General features: G+C 70.5%; 16 protein-coding genes and 1 tRNA gene. 5 read left to right on the top strand and 12 right to left on the bottom strand.

Annotation, left to right across the window (positions count from 1 at the left end; all coding sequences use genetic code 11):
- The first annotated feature begins 268 nt into the window (after positions 1–268).
- Positions 269–353 (top strand) — tRNA-Leu (locus N790_RS14065).
- Positions 354–437: 84 nt separating this feature from the next.
- Complete coding sequence (locus tag N790_RS15405; protein ID WP_052385985.1) at positions 438–932, top strand: hypothetical protein; 495 nt, start codon at positions 438–440, stop codon at positions 930–932.
- A gap of 46 nt (positions 933–978) precedes the next feature.
- Here N790_RS15405 and N790_RS14075 read toward each other — a convergent pair whose 3' ends face one another.
- The 8 genes from N790_RS14075 to putP all read right to left on the bottom strand — a co-directional run bounded on the left by N790_RS14075 (position 979) and on the right by putP (position 8,810).
- Positions 979–2,271, bottom strand: a complete 1,293-nt coding sequence (locus N790_RS14075) for an adenylosuccinate synthase (RefSeq protein WP_043805273.1) — start codon at positions 2,269–2,271, stop codon at positions 979–981.
- 150 nt (positions 2,272–2,421) lie between these two features.
- Entirely contained in the window at positions 2,422–2,607 is a 186-nt protein-coding gene (locus tag N790_RS14080; protein ID WP_043805276.1) for a DUF2065 family protein, read from the bottom strand.
- 5 nt (positions 2,608–2,612) lie between these two features.
- Positions 2,613–3,488: a protease modulator HflC gene (hflC, locus tag N790_RS14085; protein ID WP_043805278.1), complete on the bottom strand. Its 876-nt coding sequence runs from the start codon at positions 3,486–3,488 to the stop codon at positions 2,613–2,615.
- A gap of 1 nt (position 3,489) precedes the next feature.
- Positions 3,490–4,602, bottom strand: a complete 1,113-nt coding sequence (gene hflK / locus N790_RS14090; protein ID WP_043805279.1) for an FtsH protease activity modulator HflK — start codon at positions 4,600–4,602, stop codon at positions 3,490–3,492.
- 66 nt (positions 4,603–4,668) lie between these two features.
- Positions 4,669–5,985 carry a ribosome rescue GTPase HflX gene (gene hflX / locus N790_RS14095; RefSeq protein WP_043805281.1) on the bottom strand — a complete coding sequence of 439 codons (1,317 nt, stop codon included), beginning with the start codon at positions 5,983–5,985 and terminating at the stop codon, positions 4,669–4,671.
- Positions 5,986–6,000: 15 nt separating this feature from the next.
- A complete protein-coding gene (gene hfq, locus N790_RS14100) occupies positions 6,001–6,279 on the bottom strand; it encodes an RNA chaperone Hfq (protein ID WP_043805295.1) in 279 nt (92 codons plus the stop codon).
- Positions 6,280–6,370: 91 nt separating this feature from the next.
- The gene (miaA, locus tag N790_RS14105; protein ID WP_043805283.1) at positions 6,371–7,318 is read right to left on the bottom strand and encodes a tRNA (adenosine(37)-N6)-dimethylallyltransferase MiaA; all 948 of its coding nucleotides are present in this window, start codon (positions 7,316–7,318) and stop codon (positions 6,371–6,373) included.
- 4 nt (positions 7,319–7,322) lie between these two features.
- Entirely contained in the window at positions 7,323–8,810 is a 1,488-nt protein-coding gene (gene putP, locus N790_RS14110) for a sodium/proline symporter PutP (RefSeq protein ID WP_043805286.1), read from the bottom strand.
- A gap of 121 nt (positions 8,811–8,931) precedes the next feature.
- On the opposite strand from putP, the gene N790_RS14115 reads away from it, so the two are divergent.
- Positions 8,932–10,017: an alkane 1-monooxygenase gene (locus N790_RS14115; RefSeq protein ID WP_043805287.1), complete on the top strand. Its 1,086-nt coding sequence runs from the start codon at positions 8,932–8,934 to the stop codon at positions 10,015–10,017.
- Positions 10,018–10,243: 226 nt separating this feature from the next.
- On the opposite strand, the gene folP is transcribed toward N790_RS14115, so the two are convergent.
- The 3 genes from folP to rlmE form a co-directional block, all read right to left on the bottom strand.
- Entirely contained in the window at positions 10,244–11,140 is an 897-nt protein-coding gene (gene folP / locus N790_RS14120) for a dihydropteroate synthase (RefSeq protein WP_043805288.1), read from the bottom strand.
- 119 nt (positions 11,141–11,259) lie between these two features.
- Positions 11,260–13,158, bottom strand: a complete 1,899-nt coding sequence (gene ftsH, locus N790_RS14125; RefSeq protein ID WP_043805289.1) for an ATP-dependent zinc metalloprotease FtsH — start codon at positions 13,156–13,158, stop codon at positions 11,260–11,262.
- The gene (gene rlmE, locus N790_RS14130; protein ID WP_043805290.1) at positions 13,158–13,787 is read right to left on the bottom strand and encodes a 23S rRNA (uridine(2552)-2'-O)-methyltransferase RlmE; all 630 of its coding nucleotides are present in this window, start codon (positions 13,785–13,787) and stop codon (positions 13,158–13,160) included. The genes ftsH and rlmE overlap by 1 nt, the downstream gene beginning before the upstream one ends.
- A 76-nt stretch (positions 13,788–13,863) precedes the next feature.
- Here rlmE and yhbY point away from each other — a divergent pair, with 76 nt between their 5' ends.
- Together yhbY and N790_RS14140 are read left to right on the top strand one after the other, a co-directional pair.
- Positions 13,864–14,169, top strand: a complete 306-nt coding sequence (yhbY, locus tag N790_RS14135; RefSeq protein ID WP_043805291.1) for a ribosome assembly RNA-binding protein YhbY — start codon at positions 13,864–13,866, stop codon at positions 14,167–14,169.
- Positions 14,170–14,178: 9 nt separating this feature from the next.
- The gene (locus tag N790_RS14140) at positions 14,179–14,553 is read left to right on the top strand and encodes an Mth938-like domain-containing protein (RefSeq protein ID WP_043805292.1); all 375 of its coding nucleotides are present in this window, start codon (positions 14,179–14,181) and stop codon (positions 14,551–14,553) included.
- Between the two features lie 9 nt (positions 14,554–14,562).
- Here the strand turns inward: N790_RS14140 and N790_RS14145 are convergent.
- Positions 14,563–15,035, bottom strand: a 473-nt coding sequence (locus N790_RS14145; protein WP_156970103.1) for a peptidoglycan DD-metalloendopeptidase family protein, incomplete at its 5' end; no start/stop codon positions are given.

The raw sequence follows: 15,035 nt of genomic DNA on the forward strand, positions 1-15,035 counted from the left end.
GCCGGCCGGCTTTGCCGCGCGGGGCGCCTTGGGGCCCTTGGCGGGCTTGGATTTGGGGGCATGCGCGGCCTGCGCGCTCTCGGGCATCCAGGGCGGCAGCTTGCCGGTACTGGCTTTTTTCTTCGGGGGTTTTGTCATATCCGGGCATGGTACACCCGGGGGCCTGTACCGCCCCGCGCCGCGGCGCGAACCGGCGCGGCCCGGCATTGACAAGGCGCGGCCCGACCTTTAAATTACGCGGCTCTTGTCGCACTGCGGCGAGACACCTGCCCAGGTGGCGGAATTGGTAGACGCACTAGTTTCAGGTACTAGCGGGTAAAACCGTGGAGGTTCGAGTCCTCTCCTGGGCACCATCTTCGAAAAGCCCCGCTTCGGCGGGGCTTTTCATTTCCGGCGCCGCGGCTAGTATCGGGGTTTCCCGCAACGGAATGCCCTGCATGCCCCGAATCCGCGCCGCCCTGCTGTTCGCCAGCCTCGCCCTCGCCCTGCCCGCCGCCGCCAAGCAGGAGGAGCAGCCGCGCTTGCAGCTCGACGCCGGCGCCACCCGCGCCGAACTGGCCGAACAGCGCGCCCGCATCGAGGCGGCGATCCGCACCGAGGCCTATGCCGAGTTCAAGCGCACCGATCGCACGGCCCTGGCCGAGCGCCTGGACGCGCTCGAGGGCGCGCTGCCGGAACAGGGCGCGCTGGCCGAGCTGCCGGCGGAGCGCCAGGCCTGGGTCGGCAGCGAGCAGGAAAAGCTCAACGACCTGCTCGACCGCGCCTACGCCGACAGCCGCGTCACCTGCGTGCGCCAGGAACAGATCGGCAGTTCGATGCGCAAGCGGGTGTGCACCACGGCGGCGCAGCGCCGCCGCAGCTCGGACGAGATCCGCAACCTCTCGCGCGGCGTGCGCAACGAAGAATCGGTGGACTCGCAGCCGGCCAACTGAGGCCGGCCCTGCGGAAAGGCGCCGGCCCGGAGGCCGGCGCGACGGCTCAGGCGAAGGGATCCTGCAGCACGATGGTCGATTCGCGGCCCGGGCCGGTCGACACGATGGCCAGCGGGCAGCCCGCCAGTTCCTCCAGCGCGCGCAGGTAGGCGCGGGCGGCGGCCGGCAGCTTGTCCCAGTCGGTGATGCCGGCGGTGGACTCCTGCCAGCCCGGGAACTCCAGGTACACCGGGGTGCACTCTTCCCAGCCGGCGGCGTCCAGCGGCGCGTATTCGGTGCGCTTGCCGCGGTACTCGTAGGCGATGCAGATCTTCAGCTTCTCCATCCCGTCGAGGATGTCGAGCTTGGTGATGCACAGGCCGGTGATGCCGTTGATGGCCACGGCGCGCTTGAGCGCGACGATGTCCATCCAGCCGCAGCGGCGCGGGCGGCCGGTGGTGGCGCCGTATTCCTGGCCGCGGTCGCGGATGCCCTGGCCGACCTCGTCGTTGAGCTCGGTCGGGAACGGGCCGCCGCCGACGCGGGTGGCGTAGGCCTTGGCGATGCCCAGCACGTAGTCGATCGCGTCGGCGCCGACGCCGGTGCCGGCCAGCGCGCCACCGACCGTGGTGTTCGACGAGGTCACGTACGGGTAGGTGCCGTGGTCGATGTCGAGCAGCGAACCCTGCGCGCCCTCGAACATCACGCGCTTACCCTGCTTGCGCAGCTCGTGCAGGATGCCGGCGACGTCGGCCTTCATCGGGTCGACGTACTCGCCGAAGGCCAGCGCCTCGTCGAGGGTCTGCTGGAAGTCCACCGCCTCGACGCCGAGGTACTTGGTCAGCACGAAGTTGTGGTAGTCCAGGGTGCCGCGCAGCTTCTCGGCCAGCTCCTGCGGGTAGGCCAGGTCGGCCACGCGCACGCCGCGGCGGGCGACCTTGTCCTCGTAGGCCGGACCGATGCCGCGGCCGGTGGTGCCGATGGCCTTGCCGCCGGCGGCCTTCTCGCGCGCCTGGTCCAGGGCGATGTGGTACGGCATGATCAGCGGGGTCGCCGGGCTGATCTTCAGGCGCGAACGCACTTCCACGCCGTTGGCCTCGAGCTCGCCGATCTCCTTCTGCAGCGCGGCCGGGCTGAGCACCACGCCGTTGCCGATCAGGCACAGCGCGCCTTCGCGCAGGATGCCCGAGGGGATCAGGTGCAGCACGGTCTTCTTGCCGTTGATCACCAGGGTGTGGCCGGCGTTGTGGCCGCCCTGGAAGCGCACGACGGCGCCGATTTCCTCGGTGAGGAGGTCAACGATCTTGCCCTTGCCCTCGTCGCCCCACTGGGCGCCCAGCACCACTACCGACTGACCCATGACCCTGAACTCCGGAATAAAAGGATGGCGGCGGGGCGACGCGGTCGGGCCGCAGACGGGGGCCCAGACATGGAAAAAGCCGGAGGTCGCCCCGGCTTTGGGAAATTATCCCGGTTTTGGCCGGCCGGGGCTACCCCGCCGGCCCGGGGGCTAGCCGCGGACGAACTGCAGGGCCAGCAGGCCCAGCCCCACCATCACCGCCCCGGCGACGCGCAGCGGCTGCTCGCCCAGGGCCAGCAGCTGGGCCACGGCCCGCTTCCAGGCGCCCGGGGCCGCGAACAGCAGCAGCCCCTCCAGCACCAGCACCAGGCACAGCGCCGCCGACAGGTCGGTCATGGCGGTCAGCGCTTGTCGCTGCCGAAGTAGCGCAGGAACTCCGAATCCGGGTCCAGCACCAGCACGGTCTGGCCGTCGGCCATCGAGTTACGGTAGGCCTCGAGGCTGCGGTAGAAGGCGTAGAACTCCGGGTCCTGGCCGTAGGCCGCGGCGGCGATCTCGGCGGCGCGGGCGTCGCCCTCGCCCCGCAGCTTCTGGGCGTCGCGCTCGGCCTCGGCGATGGTCACCTGGCGCTGGCGGTCGGCTTCCGAGCGGATGGTTTCGCTCTGCTCCACGCCCTCGGCGCGCAGCTGGTTGGCCACCTGGGTGCGTTCGGTGCGCATGCGGCCGTACACGGTGTCGAGGATGGTGCTGTCCTCCGGCAGGTTGATGCGCTTGATGCGCACGTCCACCACTTCCACGCCCAGCGAACTGGCGCCGGCGTTGACCACCGCCAGGAAGCTGCCGGAGAGTTCGGCGCGACCCGCCGACACCACTTCCTGCAGCGTGCGCTGGTTGATTTCGTTGCGCAGCGCGTTCTTGACGATGGGCGTCAGGCGCTGGCGCGCGGCCTCCTCGCTGCCGCCGCTGGCGGCGCGGTAGTAGGTGGCCACGTCCTTGATGCGCCACTTGACGAAGAAGTCGACGCTGACGTCCTTCTTCTCCGCGGTCAGGTAGCGCTCCGGGGCGTCGTCGAGCGACAGGATGCGCTGGTCGAACTTGCGCACGTCCTCCACCAGCGGCCACTTGAAGTGCAGGCCGGGCTTGAGGTCGGCACGGGCCACCTTGCCCAGGTTGAGCACGATGGCCGTCTGGCCCTCGTTGACGATGAACACCGACCCCATGGCCGCGAGCAGCGCGGCGACGGCGATGAAAACGGCGAGCGTGAATCCACGGGTCATGTCAGCGGCCTCCCTGGCGGCGTTCGGGGCGCGGCGTGGCGTCTTCCTCGGGCGTGGCCTGGGTGGCCGGCATCCGGATCACCGGCGCCTCGGCCGGCACGGTGGCACGCTGGCCGGCGCCCGCGGTGCCGCCCAGCGGCAGGTACAGGATGTTGTTGTCGTCGCCCGCCATCACCTTCGGGTTGGCGGACAGCACCTGCTGCATGGTCTCCAGGTACAGGCGCTTGCGCGTGACCTCGGGCGCCTTGCGGTACTCGGCGGCAAGCAGGCTGAAGCGCTCGGCGTCACCCTCGGCGCGGGCGATGGCCGCGGCGCGGTAACCCTCGGCCTCGGTGCGCATGCGCGCGGCGACGCCTCGCGCCTCCGGCACCACCTTGCTGGCGTAGGCGCGGGCTTCGTTCTCGATGCGGTTCTTGTCCTCGCGGGCGCTGATGGCGTCGTCGAAGGCCTGCTTCACTTCTTCCGGCGGGCGCGCGTCCTGCAGGTTGAAGTTCACCACCGTGAGGCCGGTCTGGTAGAAGTTCAGCGACTCCTGCAGGCGGTCCTTGGCGGCGATCACCAGCTCGGCGCGATCGAACAGCACGGTGTCCATGTTGCTGCGGCCCACCACTTCGCGCACGGCGCTCTCGGCCGAATCCTTCAGCGTCTGCTCCGGATTGACCGAGCCGAACAGGAAGAGGCGCGGGTCGGTGCGGCTGAACTGGGCGTTGAACTTGATGTCGATCAGGTTCTCGTCCTTGGTGAGCACGCGCACCTGGTCGGTGATTTCCACCACTTCGGTGGCGGGCACCACGTACACGGTCTCGACCGGCCAGGGCCACTTGAAGTTCGGGCCCGGGGTCATGACGCGGTTGTACTCGCCGAAGCGCAGCACGACGCCGCGCTGGCGCTCGTCCATCAGCTTGAAGCTGTTGAACACCAGCCAGATGCCGACCAGGCCGACCACCCAGGGCAGCGGATTGAAGCCGCCCTGCGACGAGGAACCGCGGCCACCGCCGCCGCTGCCGCCGCCGAACATGCCCTTGAGGCGGTTCAGGAAGGCTTCGACCTCGTTGCCGGGGTCCTTGCCTTTCCAGGGATCTTGGTTGCCTTTGCCAGGCTGGTTCCAGGCCATGTGGTGCTCCGTGGCGCGCTTCCGGGGCCGGCGGGCTGGCGGGGGCCAGGGCCGGGGAATCGCGCGTCAGTCAGTGTCAGGATTGTAGGTAGGGGCGTCGGGGGTCACAAGCAAGAGCGCGGACAGCGGGTGGCCGCCGGGTTCGGCCGCCAGCCTTGCTGCCACGGCGCGCGGCAAGTCCAGGTCAAGGCGCCAGCCGGACGCGTCCGTTGACTCGGCCTTCACGGCGCCGGCTTCGTGCAGGCGGGCGCGCAGGCGGCCCTCGCCGGGCTCGAGGTGCAGGGTGGCGTGCAGGCGGCGGTCGAGGAAACGGTCGGTGAGCAGCTCGCGCAGCAGGCCCAGGCCTTCGCCCGTCTTCGCCGACAGCCAGACGCGCTCGCGCCCTTCCACGGGCGGGTCGCGCCGCGGCGCGGCGCCGTCGATGCGGTCGATCTTGTTGAACACCAGCACCTGCGGGATGTCGCCGGCGCCGATCTCGGCCAGCACCGCGTCCACCTGGCCGATGCGTTCGTCGCGCAGTTCGTCGGCGGCATCCACCACGTGCAGCAGCAGGTCGGCGTCGCGCGCTTCGGACAGCGTGGAGCGGAAGGCCGCCACCAGCTCGTGCGGCAGGTCGCGCACGAAGCCCACGGTGTCGGAGAGCACCAGCGGCGCCACGCCCTCGATGCGGCGCGTGGTGGGGTCGAGCGTGGCGAACAGGCGGTCGTCGGCGTACACGCCCGACCCGGTGAGCGTGTTGAACAGCGTGGACTTGCCGGCGTTGGTGTAGCCCACCAGCGCCACGCGCGGGATGTCGTTGCGCATGCGCGCGCGGCGCATCTGGGTGCGCTGCACCTGCACCTTGTCCAGGCGCGCCTGCAGCGATTCGAGCTTCTTCTGCAGCATGCGCTTGTCGAGCTCGAGCTGGGTCTCGCCCGGGCCGCGCAGGCCGATGGCGCCGCCGCGCTGGCGCTCGAGGTGGGTCCAGCCCCGCACCAGGCGGGTGGCCCAGTGCTTGAGCTGGGCCAGTTCCACCTGCAGCTTGCCTTCGTGGCTGGCGGCGCGCTGGGCGAAGATGTCCAGGATCAGGCCGGTGCGGTCGACGACGCGGCGCTTGAGCGCGCGCTCGAGGTTGCGCTCCTGGCCGGGCGTGAGCAGTTCGTTCACCAGCACCAGGTCGGCCTGGGTGGCTTCGCAGGCCAACAGCACCTCGTCGAGCTTGCCGGTGCCGATGTAATAGGCCGGGTGCGGGCGCTCGACGCGGGCGGGCACGGTGCCGACCACGGTGGCGCCGGCCGAACGGGCCAGCTCGGTGAATTCCTCGAGGCGGGACGGATCCTGCTGGCCGGGCGGGTGCGGCTGGACCAGCAGGGCGCGTTCGCCCTTGCGGGCGCGCTCAAACATCAGTCACCCGGACGCTCAATCGTCCTGGCCCGCCTCGTCCTCGTCGTCGCCACCGGCGGACGCGACCTGGCCACCGCCCGGCCCCACGCGCACGTTGCGCGCCGGCACGACGGTGGAGATGGCGTGCTTGTAGACCATCTGGCTGACGGTGTTGCGCAGCAGGACGACGAACTGGTCGAAGCTCTCGATCGTGCCCTGCAGCTTGATGCCGTTGACCAGGTAGATCGAGACGGGGATGCGCTCGCGGCGCAGGGCGTTCAGGAAGGGATCCTGGAGGGATTGGCCTTTGGACATGCGGTTGGACTCCATCTTCTTATTGTGGCGCGCCAGCTGGCGCGGTTTGCGGCCAAAGGGTCCGGGTCGCGAGTGCTGGCAGTCTAGCAGCCTAGGCCTCGGGCGGTCGGGCAAGGAACAGCGCCAGCGCCTGCTCCAGCCCGTCCCGGTCGGTGGCCGGGTCGAACCAGCGGGCATCCAGCCGCGCGCGCAGCCAGGTCAGCTGCCGCTTGGCCAGCTGCCGCGTCGCGGCGATGGCTTCCTCCCTGAAGGTGGAGGCATCCGTGCGGCCTTCAAGGTGCGCCCAGGCCTGGCGGTAGCCGACGGCCCGCATCGAGGGCAGGTCCGGGTGCAGGCGCGGGTCGGCGCGCAGGCGGCGCACCTCGTCCAGGAAGCCTTCGGCCAGCATCTGGTCGAAGCGCCGGGCGATGCGCTCGTGCAGCACCGCGCGGTCGGCCGGCGCGAGCACCAGCTTCAGCACGCGGAAGGGAAAGCGCCGCGGCGCGCCGGCGCGCTGCCAGTCGCTGATGGGCCGGCCGGTGAGCCGGAACACTTCCAGCGCGCGGGTGATGCGCTGGGTGTCGGCGGGTTTGATGCGCCGGCCGGCGTCCGGATCCACGGCCGCCATTTCGGCGTGCAGGGCCGTCCAGCCGCGCTCGCCGGCCTCGCGCGCGATCCGTTCGCGCTGCGCCGGGTCGGCTTCGGGCATGTCCGAGAGGCCATCGAGCAACGCGCTGAAATACAGGCCCGTGCCGCCCACCAGCAGCGGCACCCGGCCGCGGGCCGCCAGGGCCAACATCGGCGGCAGCGCCTCGCGGGCGAAATCGGCCGCGGAAAACACCTCGTGCGGGTCGCGCACGTCCACCAGGTGGTGCGGCGCCAGGGCGCGGGTGGCGGCGTCGGGCTTGGCGGCCCCGATGTCGAGGCCGCGGTAGACCAGGGCCGAATCCACGCTGATGACCTCGGTGCCCAGGCGCTGGGCCCAGTCCACGGCCAGCGCGGTCTTGCCCGAGGCCGTCGGGCCCATCAGGGCGATGGCCGGCGGGCGGGTATCCCGCATGGGCTCAGACGCCGCTGCGGCGCAGTTCGCCCTGCACCGAGTCGAACATCCCTTCCATGGCCGGCGACGGCGGCCGGCCCAGGCGGCTGACCACCACGATGGCCAGCGCGGCGAAGGCCACGCCCGGCACCATTTCGTACAGGCCGGTACCCAGCTGCTTCCAGCCGATCACGGTGGCCGCGCCGACCAGCATGCCGGCCAGCGCGCCGTTTCGGGTCATGCGCTTCCAGAACAGCGACAGCACCACCACCGGGCCGAAGGCGGCGCCGAAGCCGGCCCAGGCGTAGCTGACCAGGCCCAGCACGCGGCTGTCGGGGTCGGCGGCCAGCCAGATGGCCAGCAGGGCCACGCCCAGCACGGCCAGGCGGCCGACCCAGACCAGCTCGGCCTGGCCCGCACCCGGGCGCAGGAAACCCTTGTAGAAGTCCTCGGTGATCGCGCTCGAGCACACCAGCAGCTGGCAGCTCAGCGTGCTCATCACCGCCGCCAGGATGGCCGAGAGCAGGATGCCGGCGATCCAGGGGTTGAACAGCAGCGTCGAGAGCTCGATGAACACGCGCTCGGGGTTGGCCGTGACCGCGGCGGCCTTGTCCGGGTGCGCCTGGAACCAGGCGATGCCGAAGAAGCCCACCGCCATCGCGCCGGCCAGGCACAGCACCATCCAGGTCATGGCGATGCGGCGCGCGGCCGGGATGGTGCGCACCGATTCGGCGGCCATGAAGCGCGCCAGGATGTGCGGCTGGCCCACGTAGCCCAGGCCCCAGGCCAGCAGCGAAACCACGCCCACCAACGTGGCGCCCTTGAAGAAGTCGAGGTTGGCCGGGTTCACCTGCTCCACCAGCGCCAGGCTTTCGGCCGGGCCGCCGGTGCCGATGATGACGAAGATGGGCGTGAGCACCAGCGCGAAGATCATCAGGCTGGCCTGCACGGTGTCGGTCCAGCTCACGGCCAGGAAGCCGCCGAGGAAGGTGTAGAGGATGGTGGCGGCCGCGCCGTACCACATGGCCTGCGCGTAGGGCACGTCGAACACCGACTCGAACAGGCGCGCGCCGGCGACGATGCCCGAGGCGCAGTACACCGCGAAGAACACCAGGATGATCGCCGCCGAAACGATGCGCAGCACCTTGGCGCGGTCCTCGAAGCGGTGGGTGAAATAGTCCGGCAGGGTCAGCGCGTTCTGGCTGCGTTCGGTGTAAAGGCGCAGCGGCGCCGCCACGTAGCGCCAGTTGGCCCAGGCGCCGATCACCAGGCCCACCGCGATCCAGGCCTCCGAGATGCCGCTGGCGAACAGCGCGCCGGGCAGGCCCAGCAGCAGCCAGCCGCTCATGTCCGAGGCACCGGCCGAGAGCGCGGTGACGAAACTTCCCAGCGAGCGGCCGCCGAGGATGTAGTCGTCGAAGCTGCGGGTGTAGTACCAGGCCGCGAAACCGATGCCGACCATGCCCAGGATGTAGATGGCGAAGGTGATGTGCAGCGGGGACGTCAGGTCCATGGCGACTCGTCGGTTGGCTGGGGCGGTGGCTAGCTTAACGCCATCGCCGGGCCGGCCGCGCGCTTGCGGGCCATCGCCCGCGGCGTATGCTGGCGGCCAGGCCACCGGGAGCATCGCGACCATGTCGCCGGGCAAAGCCCTCGCCTTCCTCATCGTCTTCATCGTGCCGGCCCTGATGCCCGCCGCCGCCTGGCTGGGCACGGCCAGCGGCCGGCCGGACCTGATGGCCTGGTTCCCGCTGTTCTTCCTGTTCGTGTTGCTGCCGGCGGCCGACTACGCGCTGGGCCACGACCCGGTCAACGTGCCGCCGGAACGCGAACGCGAGGTGGCGCTGCGCCCCTGGTTCAGGGCGCTCACCCTGGCCTGCCTGCCGGTGCAGCTGGCCGTGCTGGCCTGGTCGGCGCACTGGTTCGCGAACGCCGGCTTCGGGCCCGCCGGCCTGGCCGGCTGGCTGCTGTCGCAGGGCGTGGTGGGCGGCATCCTGGCCATCAACACGGCGCACGAGCTCATCCACAAGGACGGCCGGCTGGAACCGGCGGTGGGCGGGCTGCTGCTGGCCAGCGTGGGCTACCACGGCTTCAAGGTCGAACACGTGCGCGGGCACCACGTGCACGTGTCCACGCCGGAGGATGCCTCGAGCGCGCGCTTCGGGCAGTCGCTGTGGCATTTCCTGCCGCGGGCGCTGTGGCGCAACACGCTCAACGCCTGGCGGCTGGAGGCCGCGCGCCTGCGTGGGCTTGGCCTGCCCGCGCTGCACTGGCGCAACGAGATGGTCGGCTGGACGGCGGCCTGGCTGGCCATGGCCGCCGCGATGACGGCCTGGCTCGGCCCGGCGGGCCTGGCGTTCTTCCTGCTGCAGGGCCTGTTCGCGGCGGGCTCGCTGGAGATCATCAACTACATCGAGCACTACGGCCTCGAGCGCCGCCGCGGCGCCGACGGCCGCTACGAGCGCACCACCCACCTGCACAGCTGGAACTCGGACTACGCGCTGTCGAACCTGCTGCTCTTCCAGCTGCAGCGCCACTCCGACCACCACGCCTTCCCCAAGCGCCGCTACGCCATCCTGCGCCACCGTGCCGACAGCCCGCAGCTGCCCGGCGGCTACGCGGCGATGTTCGTGCTGGCGCTGGTGCCGCAGCTGTGGCGGCGGGTGGTGGACCCGCGCGTGCGTGCCTTCCACGCAGCGCGCGACTCCGTCCCGGCGTGAATCCACAGGGCCTGTGGATAGCCGTCGGGACAAGCCTGTGGGCGAAGCGCTGCGCGCCTTGCCTGGCGCGGCCTGCAGCGGGTTTGGTCAAGGAATGACCAGCCCGCGCGCGTGATCCACAGTGCCTGTGGACAAGCCTGGGAGAACTCCTGTGGATGGATCGCCACCAGGCAGGCGGGGCGCGGGTGTCAACCCGATTGGTCATTCCTTGACCAGGCTGCGGGAATTATTCGTCGTCCGGCCAGCGGATCGCCGGCTTGGCCGGCGTCGACTTAGGCGCCGGCTGCGCCGCGTAGGCAGCCCACACCTTGAGCGCGTCCACGGTGGGCGCCACGTCGTGCACGCGCAGGATGCGCGCGCCCTGCTCCGCCGCCAGCACGGCCGCCGCCACCGAGGCGAACACGCGTTCTCCGGTGGCGCGCCCGGTGATGTCGCCCAGGCTGCGCTTGCGCGACAGGCCCGCCAGCAGCGGCAGCCCCAGGTCGAGCAGGCGCGACTGCTGGCGCAGCAGCAGCAGGTTGTGCGCCGTGGTCTTTCCGAAGCCGTAACCCGGGTCGAGCACGATGGATCTTTTCGGGATGCCAGCCATTTCGCAGGCGAAGATGCGTTCGGCCAGGAAGCGGTGCACTTCACCCACCAGGTCGTCGTAGGCCGGCGCGTCCTGCATCGAGCGCGGCTCGCCCTGCATGTGCATCAGCACCACCGGCACGCGCGCGGCGGCGGCGGCGTCGAGCGCGCCCTCGCGGCGCAGCGCGTACACGTCGTTGATCAGGCCGGCGCCGGCGGCGACCGCGGCGCGCATCACTTCGGGCTTGGAGGTGTCCACCGAGATCGGCAGCGAAGTTTCGCGCGCCAGCCGTTCGATCACCGGGATGACGCGGCGCAGCTCCTCTTCCACCGGGACCTCGCCGGCGCCGGGGCGGGTGGATTCGCCGCCCACGTCGAGCAGGTCGGCGCCTTCGGCGGCCAGGGCCAGGCCGTGGGCCACGGCGGCCTCGGTGGTGTCGTGCGCGCCGCCGTCGGAGAAGGAATCGGGCGTGACGTTGACGATGCCCATCACGCGCGGCACGTCGAGCCGCAGCACGCGGCCGGCGCAGTCAAGCTGGGGAACCAGGTCGAACATTTTTTGAACCCCTCAAGCACTGTAGGAGCGGCTTCGGCCGCGAAGCTTCTCGCGAAGAGCTTCGCGGCTGAAGCCGCTCCTACAGGATAGCCGGTGGGCGGATAGCGGGCGCCGGACCCTCAGGTCTGCGGCATCGGGCCGCCGAGCGGCGCGGCCGGGCCCGGGTCGTCCTTGGAGATCCGGCCGGACTTGGCCCAGTCGGCCGGCGGGCCCGGGCGGCGGCCTTCCATGATGGCGTCGATCTGCTGCGCATCGATGGTCTCGTAGGTCAGCAGGGCCTCGGCCATGACGTGCAGCTTGTCGAGGTTGTCGGTGAGGATCTGCTTGGTGCGGCCGTAGGCGCGGTCGAGGATGCCGCGCACGACCTCGTCGATCTTGCGGGCGGTGTCGTCCGAGACGTTCTTGTGCTGGGTGACCGAACGGCCCAGGAACACCTCGTCCTCCTCCTCGCCGTAGGCGATCGGGCCGAGTTCGTCCGACAGGCCCCACTTGGTGGCCATGTTGCGGGCCATCTTGGTGGCGCGCTCGATGTCGTTGCTGGCGCCGGTGGTGACCTTGTCGGCGCCGAAGATCAGCTCCTCGGCGACGCGGCCGCCATACAACGAGCACAGCATCGATTCGATGGCGGTGCGGTTGAAGCTGTACTTGTCGCCTTCCGGCAGGTACATGGTCACGCCCAGCGCGCGGCCGCGCGGGATGATGGTGACCTTGTAGACCGGGTCGTGCTCGGGCACCACGCGGCCGACGATGGCGTGGCCGGCCTCGTGGTAGGCGGTGAGGCGCTTCTCGTCCTCGCTCATGGCCATCGAGCGGCGCTCGGCGCCCATCAGGATCTTGTCGCGGGCGCGGTCGAAGTGCTCCATGCGCACGGTCTTGGCGTTTTCGCGGGCGGCGAACAGGGCGGCCTCGTTGACCAGGTTGGCCAGGTCGGCGCCGCTGAAGCCCGGGGTGCCGCGGGCGATGGTGGACGGCTCGACGTCGGTGTCGAGCGGCACCTTGCGCATGTGCACCTTCAGGATCATCTCGCGGCCGCGCACGTCCGGCAGGCCCACGGTGACCTGGCGGTCGAAGCGGCCCGGGCGCAGCAGCGCCGGGTCGAGCACGTCGGGGCGGTTGGTGGCGGCGATGACGATCACGCCCTCGCCCCCTTCGAAGCCGTCCATCTCGACCAGCAGCTGGTTCAGGGTCTGCTCGCGCTCGTCATGGCCGCCGCCCAGGCCGGCGCCGCGATGGCGGCCGACGGCGTCGATCTCGTCGATGAAGATGATGCAGGGCGCGTGCTTCTTGGCGGTCTCGAACATGTCGCGCACGCGGCTGGCGCCGACGCCGACGAACATCTCGACGAAATCGGAGCCGGAGATCGAGAAGAACGGCACCTTGGCCTCGCCGGCGATGGCGCGCGCCAGCAGGGTCTTGCCGGTGCCCGGCGGGCCGACCATGAGCACGCCGCGCGGGATCTTGCCGCCCAGCTTCTGGAACTTGCCCGGGTCGCGCAGGAACTCGACCAGCTCGCCCACTTCTTCCTTGGCTTCGTCGCAGCCGGCGACGTCGGCCAGGGTGACCTTGATGTCGTTCTCGCCCTGCAGCTTGGCGCGGGACTTGCCGAAACTCATGGCGCCCTTGCCGCCACCCTGCTGCATCTGCCGCATCATGAAGAACCAGAAGCCGATGATCAGCGCCACCGGCAGCAGGTTGAACAGCAGCGAGAGCATCATCGAACGTTCGGCCGGCTGCTCCTGGATGGTGTTGACGTCGTTTTCGAACAGCGTGTCCACCAGGCGGTTGTCGCGCGGGTTGGACGTGGTGAAGCGGCTGCCGTCCTTGCGGGTGCCGGTGATGGCCAGGCCGTTGTCGGCGATGGTCACCTCGGACACGCGGCCCGACTTCACCTCTTCGATGAACTGGTTGTAGGTGAGCTCGGCGCTGGCGGCCCCCGGCGTCGAGAAGCTGTTGAACACCGCCATCAGCACCACGGCGATGACCAGCCAGAGCAGGAGGTTTTTAGCCAGGTCGTTCATCAGTTCGTTCCTCGGCGCTTGCCGGTGGCCAGCGCATAGACTTCGTTCGAGCGGCGTCGCGACGCCGCGGGCTTGCGGATCACCAGCTTGTCGTAGCGCGTCCTGAGGTCCTTGACGTAGGCATCGAAGCCCTCGCCCTGGAACAGCTTGATCAGGAAGGTGCCGCCGACCTTCAGGTGCTTGTCCGCGAAATCGCGGGCCAGTTCGGACAGGTACATCGCCCGGGCCTGGTCCACGGTGTCCACGCCAGTCATATTGGGGGCCATGTCGGAAAGCACAAGGTCGACCGGGCTGCCGCCAAGCAGGGATTCCAGCTGGGACAATGGTCCGTCCTCTCTGAAATCGCCGTGAATAAACTCGACCCCGGCGATGGGGGGCATGTCCAGGATGTCCAGGGCCAGCACCCGGCCGCGGTCGCCCAGGTCGCGGCGCACCACCTGCGACCAGCCGCCCGGGGCCGCGCCCAGGTCCACCACCACCATGCCCGGCTTGAGCAGCCGGTCGCGCTCGATCAGCTCCTCGAGCTTGTACGCCGCGCGCGAACGCATGCCCTCGGCCTGGGCCTTCTTCACGAAGGGGTCGTCGAAGTGTTCCTTGAGCCAGCGGTGGCTGCTGCGGCTGCGGGCCATGGGGCGCGTGGGACCGGGGTGGGGGAATCGGGGGCCATGATACCCTAGTGCCCCTTTTCGCCCCGTCCGGAACGTCATGGCCGCCGCCCTTTCCAACCCCCAGAAGCGCTACCTGCGCGGCCTTGCCCACGACCTCAAGCCGGTGCTGCTGGTCGGCGCCAAGGGCATCACCGACAACCTGGTGGCCGAGGCCGGCATCGCCCTCGGGCACCACGAACTGATCAAGGTGAAGGTCGCCGCGGGCGACCGCGAGCTGCGCGACGAGTGGCTGGCCGAGCTGTGCCAGCGCGCGGACGCGGCGCTGGTCACCCGCATCGGCAACATCGGCGTGCTCTACCGGCGCAGCCAGGACAAGCCGCTGATCGTGCTGCCCAAGGGCTGAGCCGCCGCCGTGCAGCTGTCGCAGGAAAACCCGGACTTCACCTATGTCCTGCGCGGCGCCAGCGCCACCGGCGTGCTGGTGAACCAGCAGTTGCTGGAACGCAGTTTCCTGCTTGCGCCCAATCGCCTGGTCGAAGGCTGGCGCCCCGCGTCGGCGGCCGACCTGCTGCCGGAGGACATGGAGGCCGTGCTGGCGCTGCAGCCGTCCGTGGTGCTGCTGGGCACGGGGCCGCGCCAGCGTTTCCCCAGCGCGGCCGTGATGGCGGCGATGCTCACGCGCGGCGTCGGCATGGAGGTCATGGACAACGCCGCCGCCGCGCGCACGTTCAACGTGCTCGCGACCGAGGGGCGCACGGTGGTCGGGGCGTTCCTGCTGCCGGGTTGAAACCCCGGTTCAGGGCGGCGGCAGGACCTGCAAGGGGTCCACGGGTTTGCCGTTGCGGCGCACTTCGAAGTGCAGCATGTCGCGGCTGGTGCCGGTGCGCCCCAGTTCGGCGATCTGCTGGCCGGCCTTCACCTGCGCACCCTCGCCCACCAGGCGGCGGCGGTTGTGCGCGTAGGCCGACAGCCACTCGTCGCTGTGCTTGACGATGATCAGCTCGCCATAGCCCACCAGGCCCGCGCCCGAATACACCACCACGCCATCGGCGGCGGCCAGCACCGGCTGGCCGGCATTGCCGGCGATATCGATGCCCTGGCGCTTGGGGTCGCCGGCGACGAAACGACCGATGAGCTGGCCCTGGGCCGGCCAGCGCCAGCCCTTGGCGCTGACGGCGGCAGGCACGGCAGGCACGGCAGGCACGGCGGGTGCCGGCGTGGCCGGTGCCGGGGCGGGCGTCGTCGCGGGCGTCGCGCCAGCCGGGGTAG

It is taken from the genome of Arenimonas malthae CC-JY-1, assembly GCF_000747075.1.
In the GTDB taxonomy this organism is placed as follows: Bacteria; Pseudomonadota; Gammaproteobacteria; order Xanthomonadales; family Xanthomonadaceae; genus Arenimonas; species Arenimonas malthae.